Source organism: Tunturiibacter empetritectus, assembly GCF_013410875.1.
Lineage (GTDB): Bacteria > Acidobacteriota > Terriglobia > Terriglobales > Acidobacteriaceae > Edaphobacter > Edaphobacter empetritectus.
Genome location: NZ_JACCCU010000001.1, coordinates 161,390 through 174,376, shown reverse-complemented (window position 1 = coordinate 174,376; position 12,987 = coordinate 161,390). Strand labels below are relative to the sequence as shown.

Genomic DNA, 12,987 nt, shown 5'->3' with positions numbered 1-12,987 from the left:
CTGATAAAAATGCCTTTAAGTGGTCTTAACCGAAGCAGCCCGCTCCGAATAACCCGCGTTCTCCGACGCACGAGCCTCCGCATAAGCCGCCGCCCCAAGCAGAGCGCAGGTATCATCCAGAATTACGCGAACCGGAATCGACTCAACCAGCGGCGACAACCGTCCTTTATCGATGAAAGCCTGGGTAAACGTCCCGTTCTTCAACGTCTTCAAGATCTTCGGAGCAATGCCCCCGCCAAGGTACATCCCGCCGGTCGCAAGCACCTGCAGCGCGATGTTGCCCGCCTCCGCGCCATAGGCTCCAGTAAAGATCTTCATCGTCTCAAAGCATAGCGAGCTCGAACCGTCCTCGGCACACTCCCCGATCACCGCGTTCGGATCCTCCGTCTGCATTCGGTCATGCAGCCACCCCGGCTCGGCAATCTTCTCCACATCGCGCAGAAAGGTGTAGATGTTCTTGATCCCAAGACCCGAAACCACCCGCTCCCAGCTCACCCGCCCCTTCAGCGTAAAGCGCAGGTACTCCAGCAGCGCGATCTCACGATTACTCCGCGCCGCAAAGTCGGCATGGCCGCCCTCCGACGCAATCGGGCGGTGCTTCTGCCCGTCCCAGATCAGCAGCGCCTGCCCCAGCCCGGTCCCCGCAGCCATCAGGCCCGCATGTCCGGTAGCCTCGGCATCGCCCTCGTGCAGCGTAAAGATGCTCTCCGGCGCAAGCTCGGGAATACCGTAACCGTTCGCCTCAAGATCGTTGATCAGAGAGATATGAGGAATCGAAAGAGACTTCACCAGATCGCGCGTATCCAGCGTCCACGGCAGGTTCGTCAGCTTCAGGCGTCCATCGCGAACCGGCCCTGGACACCCGAAGCAAGCCCCAAAGATATCCCCTCCCTGCGTCGTGTTGGTCCCGTCTCCAGCCAAAAACTTGTGAACCACATCATCCAGGCTCGCAAACTCATGCGCCGGGAACTTCTGGTCGCGGATCGGGTGCAGACGCCCGTTGGCAAAATCGTACAGTGCAAGGTGAACCTTTGTTCCGCCAACATCCCCAGCGAGAATCATCTATTTAAGCTCCAAAGTTCCCGTCTTAAGCTCCAAAGTTCCCGCCGAATCCGAATTCGCCGGTGCAGGCAGCTTAGCCGCTGCCGCCGAGTCGAGCAAGAGGGTCAATTGCCCGCTGGCCGGTCGAATCAGCTGCGAAGGGTGCACCTCAGGCTGGTACGGTCCCAGGAAGACATCGTGCAGAACCTGCGCCTTCCCTGTGCCCTCGATCAAAAATGCTACCTCCCGGCCTTGGTTGATCACCGGCCAGGTCAGGGTGATGCGCCACGTATCCTTCTGCGGAACGTGATTTGGCACCACGATGTGGCTCATCTCGTTCAGCGCCTCAGTATGCGGAAACAGCGAGGCCGTATGCCCGTCATCGCCCATCCCCAGCAGCACCAGGTCGAACGTAGGAGTCTCCGCACCCTCCAGCTTGAACGTATTACGAATCGTCGACTCGTACCGCGCCGCTGCAACGTCAGGGGGAAGCTCCCCCTCCATCCGGTGCACCCGCTCCGCAGGCAGCGGAACCTTCGAGAGCAGCGCCTCCTTGGTCATGCGGTAGTTCGACTCCGCATTGTCAGGCGGCACGCAGCGCTCATCGACCCAGTACAGCTCGAGCTTGTCCCACGGAACCTGCTTGAGAAATGGTTCCGCCGGGTCCGCCAGCAGGCCAAACATCGTCTTAGGCGTTGTACCGCCTGAGATGGCGATCCGAGCCAGCCCGCGCGACTGAGCGGCCTTCCCTGCCGCCTCGGTAAAGAGCTGCGCACCGGCCCGAGCCGTGGCCGCTGGTGTTGGCGATACGCGATAAGTAACCGAAACGGGACGGGGCATAAGATCTCACTGTGAAGAATTTGTACGACCAACAATCCGAAAACGGACGAACTCCGGAACAAGTTTCAAAAATGTCCCGGAGTCCAGCCCAACATACGATGCATCACCAGTCGAATCAAACACGCCGGAAAAACCTTCTCTTCAGCATGCCGTAACACTACTCCTACAGCTCCACCCACTTTCGGCCGTCCTTCGCCAGAAGCTCATCCGCGCACTCCGGGCCCTCAGAGCCCGCCGCATAGTTGGGGAAGTGCTTGGCTTCCACCTTGGCCCACGCCTCGAGGATCGGCGTAAACAGCGCCCAGGTCGCCTCCACGCCGTCGCGGTGCGCAAACAACGTCGCATCGCCCAGCATCGCATCCAGCAACAGCCGCTCGTACCCGTTCGCCGACGACTTGCCGAACGCATCCGCATAGCTGAACGCCATGTTCACCTGTGCCAGATTCGTCGTCGGCCCCGGAACCTTAGCGCCAAACTGCAGCGAGATCCCCTCATCCGGCTGAATCCGCATCTTGATAATGTTCGGAGCAATATTGTCTTCGCTGCTGTTGGACTTGAACAGGTGCAACGGCGGCTGCTTGAACACAATCGTCACCTCCGTCACGCGCTTGGCCAGCCGCTTCCCTGCACGCAGGTAAAACGGAACCCCGGCCCATCGCCAGTTCTCAATCTCCAGCCGGATCGCAGCAAAGGTCTCCGTGCTCGAGGTCGGCGAGACGCGATCCTCCTGCCGATACCCAACGACCTCCTTGCCATCCACCTTGCCCGGACCATACTGTCCACGCACCGTGTTGTTGACGGGAATTCCCTCAATCGCACGCCACACCTTCAACTTCTCGGTACGCACCGCCTCAGCCTCAAACGAGTCCGGTGGTTCCATCGCCACAAACGAGAGAACCTCCATCACATGGTTCTGCAGCACATCGCGAACCGCACCGGCCTTCTCATAGAACGGCCCACGCCCCTCAATCCCAATCGACTCAGCAGCCGTAATCTCAACATGGTCGATAAAGTTACGATTCCACACCGGCTCAAAGATCCCATTGCCAAAGCGGAAGACGAGAATATTCTGAACCGTCTCCTTACCCAGGTAGTGATCGATGCGGAAGATCTGATCTTCAGCCAGCACATCGTTGATCTCATCGTTCAGCTTGCGGGCCGACTCCAGATCCGTGCCAAACGGCTTTTCGATGATCACACGCACCCAGTGCTTATCTCCAGCCTCAGGCTTCGCCATGCCGTGCTTGCCCAGCCGCCTCGTAATGTCGGCAAAGAACTCTGGCGCCACCGCAAGGTAGAACAGCCGATTGCCCTGTGTGTTGAACTTGCTATCCAGCTCCGCCAGGTGCGCCTTCAACTTATCGAAGCCCGCGTCGTCATCGAACTCAGTCGCAAAGTAAGAGATGCGATCCATAAACGGCTTCAGCTTCGGATCGTTCTCCTCCACCCCGCCGCCCTTCATAATTCCATCCTTCATGTCAGGGCCAAACGTTGCGCTCAGGTCGCGACGCGCCACGCCGACCACCGCGAAGTCCTTCGGCAGCAGTCCCGACTGGTCCAGGTGATAAAGCGCCGGCAGAAGCTTCCGTTTGGTGAGATCGCCCGAAGCTCCAAAGATAACCACGATGCAGGGCTCCGGGATGCGCTCCCCCTTCTTGGCCACATCCGCCGCTGCTGCCGATACGCCGACTGGTACTGTGCTTGCGCTCATAATCCGCTCCTTACAATCCTTCCGTGCTGTGCCGACCGATAAAAATCCGCCAGGCAGATGAAATTCAAGGTCCATGTGACGCAAACATCTCGCCTCGCACGTCCAGCAAAACTACGTCTTCTTCACCTCGCGACCACCAGGGGATCCCAGTTTCATCTCTCTTCCTTCCCTATGCGGCCCGCAGGCCAAGTTGTGCAAGCTCATCTCGCAGCTGACCCGGTGACTCAAAACAAATCGTCTGCATCCCCAGCGCTGCCGCCGCGTCACAGTTCTCAGCCTTGTCATCGATAAACAGCGCACTCTCCGGCAGATGGCCCGAGATCTCAATCGCCGCGCGATAGATGCCGGGATGCGGCTTCATCTCATGCACATATCCCGAGCAGATAAAGTAGTCAAAAAAAGGTCGCAGCCGAAACGCATTCAGCCGATGCTCGTTCAACTCACGGCTCTCATTATTGAGCGTGGCCAGCATATATCGTCCAGAGGTAGCAAGCATTCCAAGAATATTCACGCACTCCGGATAAAGAATCCTGCTCTCCGCACAAACCTGCGGCCAAAGCTCCTCAAAGGTCAGATTTAGATTCTGATTCAACACCGTAACTTGGAAGAACTGCTCCGCCGTCGAGAGCCCCCGCTCCCACAGATAGTTCGCCTCCTCATGACGCGACTCGTAATCTGCCAGATCCACACCTAACCGCGTCAGCACCTCCGCACGCTCGTTTCTATCCCACCCATTCGTGAGCAGAACTCCGCCGATATCCCAAAAGATCGTCTTGATGTACGAGGAAGAACTCACTTACCCTCCGGAAAATCTGCTCCAACCGTCAACGGCTCCCACGCTGCAATCTCCTTCTGCCAGCTCTCCAGCTTGCCGCGAAACCGCTGGAGCGCGCTCACCCCCAGCAAAAGATGCAAAGGTGGATTCGGTGACTCGACAACCTCGATCATCGCCCGGACCGCACGCAACGGATCGCCCTTCTGCTTCCCATCATTCTCGGCAAAGTACTTCCGCATATTTCCAGCCGTGTTGTCGTAGTCCGAAATCTTAGTCTTAGCCACCACACCCGAGCGCCCCAGAAAATCAGTGCGAAACGGGCCCGGCTCAATCACCGTAACGCGAATGCCCAGCGGCGCAAGCTCCGCAGCCAGAGCCTCCGACAGCCCCTCCACCGCGAACTTGCTCGCGTTATACATCCCGATGCCCTGTCCGCCAATCAAACCGCCGATCGAAGACAGGTTCAGAATATGTCCGCTGCGCTGCTTCCGCAGATGAGGAAGAAACGCCCGCGTCACCCTCAACAAACCGAAGACATTGGTCTCGAACATCGGCATAAACTCCGCCTCCGAGACCTCTTCAATCGCGCCGGCAACCCCATAGCCCGCATTGTTGACCAGAACATCTACCTGCCCGAACTGCGCAAAGGCCTGCGTCACGGCCGAATCCACCTGGCCGGCATCTGTCACATCAAGCGTCAAAGCCTTCGCACTCTGCGGATACTCTCTTTCAAGATCCGCAATCTTCTCCAGCCTCCTGGCTGTCGCCACCACCTTGCCGCCAGACTTCAGAACCTCTTCGGCAAGCAGACGGCCAAAGCCGGTCGATGCTCCCGTAATAAACCACACACGTTGAATCGATTGAGTCATCTTCTCCAGTACTCCAAAGGGCTGCGCCTCCTGGCCCGAATCAATGAGAGCCCATACGCCGCCGAAGGAAAAGCGGCAACACCGTCTCTCTCCGCGCCGGCTCCGTCAAAGCGATACAGGATGCATGATCCGTCCGCGATCCTCTCCGCCTCAAACATCGTCCTGAAAGCACCGCATAGCGTTCAGAATAAGATGCGCGTGCGGTGCCACAAGGCGCAAAGGAGTCGCAGTCAGGCTTGAGTAGACACGGAGTTTGTTGCCAGACGGTGAAAAGGCGGGGCCATCAGCCCCGCCCCTCCCTTAATTCTTTACCAGCTTCTTTGCATGATCAATCACATTCGCAACGGTGAAGCCAAGCTTCTCCATAGCAATGGGCCCCGGGGCCGACGCGCCGAACCGATCCAGTCCAATCACGCCGCCATTGTGGCCGACATACTTGTACCAGCCCAGCGTCGCACCCGCCTCCACCGCCAGCTTCGGTGTACCTTCGGGCATCAGCTTCGCCTTGTATTCGTCACTCTGCTCGTCATATACGTGGAAGCTCGGCATCGAAACCACCGTCGCATTGATCCCGATCCCCTTCATCTCTTCCGCGGCCTTGGTAATCAGTCCAACCTCGGAGCCAGTCGCGATCAGAATCAGATCTCTGCCATGCGACACCACCTCATACGCGCCAAATCGCGCCCCGGCCTGAGCGATCGCCGCATCAATCGTCGGCAGATCCTGGCGCGACAGAGCCATAAAGCTCGCACTCTTTCGCTCCAGCGCCAGCCGCCAGCACGCCGCCGTCTCATTGGCATCCGCAGGACGGAAGTCCGTAAGCTGAGGAACAGCCCGTAAGCTCATCAACTGCTCCACCGGTTGGTGGGTCGGTCCATCCTCGCCCAGTCCAATCGAGTCATGCGTGAAGATGAACAACGAGTGCACGCTCATCAACGCCGCCATGCGCAGCGCATTGCGGCAGTAGTCCGAGAACGTAAAGAACGTGGACCCAAACGGAATCAATCCGCCGTGCGCCGCCATGCCGTTCACCATCGCGCACATGCCAAACTCACGCACGCCAAAGAACACATTCCGGCCCGCGGGGTCCACATGAAAACTCGGGGAATCCTTGAAGATCGTCTTGGTCGAAGATGTCAGGTCCGCCGCGCCGCCAAACAACTCCGGCACTACGTTCTCAATCGCTTGCATCACGGCCTGCCCGGCATTGCGAGTCGCCATCGGCTTTTCGGTCGGGAAGGTTGGAATCTTCTTCTCCCAGCCATCAGCCAGCTTCGCCTTGATCGTCCGGTCGAACTGCGCCGCCGGCTCCGGATACGCCTTCGCATACTCCTCGAACTCAGCCGTCCACGAAGCATGCAGATCTTTCCCGCGAAGCTTGATCGTGTCCCAGTTCTTGCGAGCCTCCTCGGGAACATAGAAGCTCTTATCCTCAGGCCAGCCCAGATTCTTCTTCGTCTCCTTGGTCGCCTCCGGTCCCAGCGCCTCACCGTGCACCTTGTTCGTGCCGGCCTTCGGACTGCCATAGCCAATCACGGTGCGAACGCGAATCAGTGAAGGCTTCGTCGTCTCTGCCTTCGCGGCAAGAATCGCCGCCTCAATCGCCACCAGATCGTTGCCATCGGCGACATGCTGCACATGCCAGTGATACGCCTCAAACCGCTTGGTCACATCTTCCGTAAACGAGAGCTCCGTCGGTCCATCCAGCGAGATCAGGTTGTCGTCATACAGCACAATCAGCTTGCCCAGAGCCAGCGTTCCCGCCAGCGAGCACGCCTCATGCGAGATGCCCTCCATCAAATCACCATCGCCGCATAGGGCATACGTATGGTGGTCGACGATGTTGTACGTATCGCGGTTGTAGACCGCAGCCATATGCCTCTCCGCCGTCGCCATGCCCACCGCCATCGCGAGACCCTGTCCCAGAGGTCCGGTCGTCACCTCCACACCCGGCGCCTCACCGTACTCCGGATGGCCCGGCGTATGCGAACCCCACTGCCGAAACTGCTCCAGCTGCGACATCGGCAGGTCGTATCCGGAGAGATGCAGCGCGCCATACAGCAGCGCCGAAGCATGCCCGTTCGAAAGTACAAAACGATCCCGGTCGATCCACTTCGGATCGGAAGGATCATGCTTCATCAGCTTGTGATAGAGCAGATAAGCGATCGGAGCACAGCCAAGCGGGGCTCCGGGGTGGCCCGACTTCGCCTTCTCCACCTGATCGACAGCGAGAAAGCGGAGGGCGTTGATCGAGATCTGGTCAATTTCGTGCTGCTTCGAATCCTGCTGGTCGCTCATTCTGTTCCTTTGCTCGTTTTGAGGAGATTCGTGCGCCGTTGCCGAGCGCAATCTGGAAGATTTGGTCAAACTCTATCAGTGTACAAGCGGGACCCGACTCGCTGCATCCTTACACCTAGCTCGCTGGCATCCTTACACCTTGGTAGATGCCGGAACCGGATCGACGGAGACATCAATATTTCGCCCCAGCCAGCGATCCGGCTGTCCCTCCACCGGCCACGCCATCGTGAAGGTAATCTTGCCGACCTGATCCGCGCCCGTCGGAATATCCACAAACGACGTCGAATACAGCACCGATCGCGAATCAAGCGTAAGCGTCGTAGCCCAGTTGTCATAAGTGTAGACAACGCGAAAATGCTCCGGGTCGACAATACGAAGCGTATACCCCGACCATAGCGAGGAGATCGGACGCCCTAGTTCAAATATTTCAATACGGTTACTAAACTTTCGCTTCTCCTTCGGCACAGCATAACGATCTTCCACCGCCTGAATCCGGTCAAACACCCGTCCATCCGCCGCCGAACGCAGCAGCTTCAAATACTCCGCATGGGCCCACACCAGCGGCTGCGCCGACCCCGCCGACCGTCCCCGATACATCCCCCGCAAAGGAATATCGTCGTGATCCCAGACCTGCTCCGGCAGCATCCCGCCCACCGAACTAAACTGCTCAATCGCCTTGATGTACTTACTAAAATCGCTCCCTGCACAAAGCTCGTAGTGGCCCCTCTCACCGGTCAAAATCGGCCACGCCCGTCCCTGCCCGGAGCCGTCATACGGGCCGCCATCTTTCTTCTGCCCATACCCATCATGGTTGTATCGCCGCCACGAAACCCCAAACGGCGTCTCGATCTTCAGGCAATGATCCACAACCTTCAGCGAATCGACGATCAACGGATCATCCGCGCGCCGAATCCCATACCGCACCAGCTCCAGAAACCCGCCATCAATCACCTCACGAGCCTCGAACACATTCCTCTCCCCCGGCTCGCGATTATTAATTCGAATCATTCCCTCTGGCACACTGTCGTCATGAAACGGCTCGCCCTTGGCCGGCGGACGAATCCTCATGTAGTGATACTTAACATCTGGGTGCAGAATCCCTTCCGTCGTCGTCGTCCACTCATCCAGATGCGATTCAATCCAGTCCGCATAGGCCTCCAGGTAATCCGCCAGCTCCAGAGACTTGCGGTCGCGAGCAATATCAGCGGCACAGATCAGCCCCGCGATCACTGCCGCCAGCGTAGACGGCGAGTACCCCGCAGCCTCCTCCCACCGCTCCTGCTGCGTCACCGGAGCGTACCGCATCAGGAAAGCCGCCGCCCGCGCCACAAACGGAAACACATCAAAGTTTCCCAGCCCGTCCTGCTTCCACAACCGCCACGCCAGAATGATCGGAAACGCCACCTCATCCAGCTGAATCCCCGTCCAGTACGGCGTCCCGTCGATCCAGAAGTTTTGCGCAAAACTCCCGTCCGGCCTCTGCGTACAAGCCAGATAAACCAGCGCCCGCAGCGCCGTGTCCGTCCTCCCACAAGCCAGCAACGCACTCGCTGTCTGCACCATATCCCGTGTCCACACCAGGTGATATCCACCCAGGTCCGAATCCCCCTTCGACGCCCCCCACGGTACCGAAGCCGAAGCAATGAACGCCCCCGAATATGTCTTATCCTCATGCGTCAGCAGCACATTCTGGCTGATCCGCATCAATCTCCCGCCATCCGCCGACACCGCCGCCAAACCAGCCGGCGGGTTCACCCTCTGCCACTGATCTATAAACCGCTTCTGATGATCTTCATAGGAAGTTGCCAGCGTCTGCATCATGTGCGCAATCGCCGCATGATGGCCGTCCCCAAATGAGATCGCCACCGTAAACTCGCGATTCCGCGCAATATCGATCTCCCCCATCAACGCGATATTCCCATCCAGAGCCTGTCCAAACTGCCAGCTCATCCGCATATCCTGCAACAGATTTTGATACCCATCGCTGGTCCCCACATACCCGCATGACGTCCGCACAAACCCGCAGTCCGCCCCGAACGCCAGCGAAGTGTCCCCCTTCCAAGCCAGCAGGCATCGCTGTCCCGCCACATCAATCGACCGCGCCGAGTTTTCCGCCCCGCCCCCATTCAAGTGCGGCGCCAGCAGCGCATAGCACTTCAGCCGCGACAGAATCTCCTCATCCCCGGTTATCTTCACATTCATCAGCACCACCGGATGATGTGGATCGCTGATGAACTCCTTGGTCACCGTATACCGGCCATCCAGGTCGCTCGCCACCACCCGAACCGCAGGAGCCGCCGCATCAATGTAGTGAAAGTCATACTCAAAGTTGCGCTTCTCTTCATGGAAGAACGTCTCGCCATCGCTGAACAGCAGCTCCATATCGCGGGTCTGCGGACGGTCGATCGTCGGGTAATAAATCTCGTTCAACGTCCCATGCGATACCGTAAACCAAACCCGGCTCGAGGCAGCATACGCCGTCGACACAGCGTCTTTTTCGCTCGAAGTCCAGCGCGGTTCCATCCCGGGAGCGCCAAAGGCAGCTCCATCATCGTCAAGCCAGCGGTAAGAAGCAGTCAGGTCGTTCATTGGTACCTATTAGAGCGCAAAACTCGAAAGTCGGCGTCATCCATCCGTCAACGAGCAATGAATCCATAGGTAAGCTATGATTCTGAGGGTTGTACCGACCCGCCCAGGTGCATCGCGCACCCCCCGGACAGCATCGAACTCTCTCAGGCAGTCGGGATCCTCCTGACTGACAAAACGAACGACGACAGGAGAACTACTGTGGCCTACGAACTACCCCCCTTGCCCTACGATTACGCGGCGCTTGAGCCCTCCATCGACGAAGCGACGATGAAGCTCCACCACGACAAGCACCACCAGACCTACGTCACCAATCTCAACGGCGCGGTCGAGAAGCACCCCGAGATCGGCAAGAAGTCTCCCGAAGATCTCCTCAAGGACCTCGCCAGCATCCCCGAAGACGTTCGCAAGGTCGTCCAGAACAACGGCGGCGGCCACGTCAACCACACCATGTTCTGGCAGATCATGAAGCCCAAGGGCGGCGGCGAACCCTCCGGCGAGATCGCCGCACAGATCAAAGCCGACTTCGGCTCCTTCGAAGACTTCAAGAAGCTGTTCAACGAGACTACCGCCAAGCAGTTCGGCTCAGGCTGGGGCTGGCTCACCTTCGAAGGCGGCAAGCTGAAGATCTCCACCACCGCCAACCAGGACAACCCCATCTCACAGGGCCACTACCCCATCCTCGGCAACGACGTCTGGGAGCACGCCTACTACCTCAAGTACCAGAACAAGCGCCCCGACTACCTCGCTGCCTGGTGGAACACCGTCAACTGGGACGAGATCAACAAGCGCTTCGCCACCGCAAAAAGTTACAAATAATCGCCAGCCATCGCCTCCTCCGACCGACGGGAGGGCCACCCGCAGGGGTATACGAGTCACGAAGTGACCGCCCTCTGCGCAGGAGGCCCGTCCGGCAGGACATCCCTCCAACCCAAAACAAAACCGGTGCAACGAATCTCAACGTTGCACCGGCCTACCTAACATCAGCGATGGAACTTCATCCCTTAGGCCCAGGACCAGAAGTGCCGACAGCCGTGGGAGTAACCGTATCCGTACCACTCCAAGAGCCCGTCGAGTTCGACCCCCCACCACCTCTCGCGCCCCCGATCACAAACTGCTTCCAGCGTTGATCCCTGTTATTGACGCCCTCAGGAGCGCCGGCGTGATCCCCGTTGCTCTGGCCGCAAGCCGTCTGGTGCCCAGCCTTCACCCCCAGCAGGTTCGGGTCCGTCGCAATACTCGTATAAACGGCAGCTCCCCACTTCCAGTCGATCGACATCCCCGGCGCCCCCGTCGTGTCGAACACTCCGCTCCAGGTCACGTTGATCCCTCCCAGCACCCCGCCCGCCGGAACAGGTATCGCCACACCACTCAGGAAGATCTCGTCGTCTCCCTTTATGGGCACCGTAGTGATCCAAGTATTGGTCATCGTACTGAAGGTCGTAGAACTACAGGTCGCCGTCGGCGAAAACGTGATCTGAGCATTCGGCGCCGAGCTGGTAAACAGCGAGCCATTCTCTACATCCAGAATCTTCGAGCTTCTGAAGGTAAGCACACCCCCGGTCTTTGGAATATTCTTCACACTGAAGTTGCCGTTGAACCACACGTAGTCCCCCGACACCAGCGGAGTTCCGTTAAAACTTGCAGTGTCGATTCCCTTGCCCGAGTTGGGCGGCGGCGGAGGCTGGCCGCACGACAGGCTCGTCGGCGAAAACGCGATCGGCACCGTATTATGCCCCACCAGGCTGGCCGTACCGTTGAAGTTATAAGTCCCAATCAGAGCCGGAAAAGAACCCCAGATCGTAGCCTCGAAGGTCGTCGTGGAGCTCGCAGTGAACGGAATAACCCCGGTAATGGCCGGCCCGGCATACGGCGAAGTCTCAATCGTATAACTGATCTCATACTTCGTCCCCGGGGACAGCGCCGACGCGTCTACCGAAAGGCTGAACGCGTTGCAGGTCACCGTAACGTTGGCAGTGTCCACATGGTTAGCAAAAGCTGGAGTCGCACTCAAAATAGCGAAACCCAGAATCGTGCAGTAGGTCCTGCGAAGTCCGTCAAGCATGATTCACGCCCTCTCTCTCTGGCTGGCTTCCTGTACTCACTTCAGGCACGCTGGAGTCGCCATCCTTCAAGCATTCCTGCGAACCCACTCCACTATGCAGTTACCCACTAGTAACTGCACTACAACTTTGTAGTGATTGCGAAACCATCGAAGCCCTTCTTCTAAGGCCCCTCAGACGCGCCCTTTCGGTAGCCGGGTGCCCCATCCTTTCGCAGTCTCATCGCGATAGGGTGGTGTATTCGCGCCGGCAGGCGCGAACCGCCTCCGCTAAACTAACCCCATGTCCCTGGGCCTGAACCGATACCATCAAACTGGCCACCTCCACTTCATCACCTTCAGCTGCTTCCGCAAACGAAACATCCTCGGCACCCCGAAGCCCGCGACCGCTTCGTAGAAATCTTCGAACAAGCCCGCCAAGAATATCTCTTCCACATCAACGGCTATGTCGTCGTGCCCAACCACGTCCACATCCTCGTCTCAGAGCCCGAGTGAGAGCCACACTATCCCCCGTCATTCAGATCCTCAAGCAACGCCGGGAGCCCCATTCATCGCAGTCTCATCGCGTTGAGTGGGAGGTAAGGACCTTCAGTCAGGCTCACATTTGCACTTGATTCTTGAACCAACCAAGCCAACCCCCTATCGCAACCCGGAGTGGCGTGGATGACCGCGAACCCACCTGTCCCGCGCCAGAACCACCACGGCGACGATCATCCCGGCAAACGGCAGCAGAAAAAACAGATACACGTAAATGTTCATCATCTAACACCTCTCCAGACATCTCTTGCACAAACCGCCAATCAGG

10 protein-coding genes are annotated in these 12,987 nt (G+C 58.4%); 1 reads left to right on the top strand and 9 read right to left on the bottom strand.

Going from position 1 to position 12,987, the window contains the following annotated elements:
- Window positions 1-15 precede the first annotated feature (15 nt).
- The 7 genes from glk to HDF08_RS00610 form a co-directional block, all read right to left on the bottom strand.
- Window positions 16-1,062, bottom strand: a complete 1,047-nt coding sequence (gene glk, locus HDF08_RS00640; protein WP_179636528.1) for a glucokinase — start codon at window positions 1,060-1,062, stop codon at window positions 16-18.
- A complete protein-coding gene (gene pgl, locus HDF08_RS00635; protein WP_179636527.1) occupies window positions 1,063-1,881 on the bottom strand; it encodes a 6-phosphogluconolactonase in 819 nt (272 codons plus the stop codon).
- 163 nt (window positions 1,882-2,044) lie between these two features.
- On the bottom strand, window positions 2,045-3,592 hold the full coding sequence (gene zwf, locus HDF08_RS00630) for a glucose-6-phosphate dehydrogenase (RefSeq protein ID WP_179636526.1): 1,548 nt from the start codon (window positions 3,590-3,592) through the stop codon (window positions 2,045-2,047).
- A gap of 169 nt (window positions 3,593-3,761) precedes the next feature.
- Window positions 3,762-4,388 (bottom strand): HAD family hydrolase, encoded by a 627-nt coding sequence (locus HDF08_RS00625; protein ID WP_373563095.1) that lies wholly within the window; start codon window positions 4,386-4,388, stop codon window positions 3,762-3,764.
- Complete coding sequence (locus tag HDF08_RS00620) at window positions 4,385-5,236, bottom strand: oxidoreductase (protein ID WP_179636525.1); 852 nt, start codon at window positions 5,234-5,236, stop codon at window positions 4,385-4,387. The genes HDF08_RS00625 and HDF08_RS00620 overlap by 4 nt, the downstream gene beginning before the upstream one ends.
- A gap of 300 nt (window positions 5,237-5,536) precedes the next feature.
- Window positions 5,537-7,534 carry a transketolase gene (gene tkt, locus HDF08_RS00615; protein WP_179636524.1) on the bottom strand — a complete coding sequence of 666 codons (1,998 nt, stop codon included), beginning with the start codon at window positions 7,532-7,534 and terminating at the stop codon, window positions 5,537-5,539.
- Between the two features lie 132 nt (window positions 7,535-7,666).
- Window positions 7,667-10,123, bottom strand: coding sequence for a glycoside hydrolase family 15 protein (locus HDF08_RS00610; protein ID WP_179636523.1), 2,457 nt, complete (start codon window positions 10,121-10,123; stop codon window positions 7,667-7,669).
- A gap of 198 nt (window positions 10,124-10,321) precedes the next feature.
- Here HDF08_RS00610 and HDF08_RS00605 point away from each other — a divergent pair, with 198 nt between their 5' ends.
- Window positions 10,322-10,939, top strand: a complete 618-nt coding sequence (locus HDF08_RS00605) for a superoxide dismutase (protein WP_179636522.1) — start codon at window positions 10,322-10,324, stop codon at window positions 10,937-10,939.
- A gap of 178 nt (window positions 10,940-11,117) precedes the next feature.
- On the opposite strand, the gene HDF08_RS00600 is transcribed toward HDF08_RS00605, so the two are convergent.
- A complete protein-coding gene (locus tag HDF08_RS00600; protein WP_179636521.1) occupies window positions 11,118-12,185 on the bottom strand; it encodes a hypothetical protein in 1,068 nt (355 codons plus the stop codon).
- Window positions 12,186-12,821: 636 nt separating this feature from the next.
- A complete protein-coding gene (locus HDF08_RS21545) occupies window positions 12,822-12,944 on the bottom strand; it encodes a hypothetical protein (protein ID WP_257030814.1) in 123 nt (40 codons plus the stop codon).
- Window positions 12,945-12,987 lie beyond the last annotated feature (43 nt).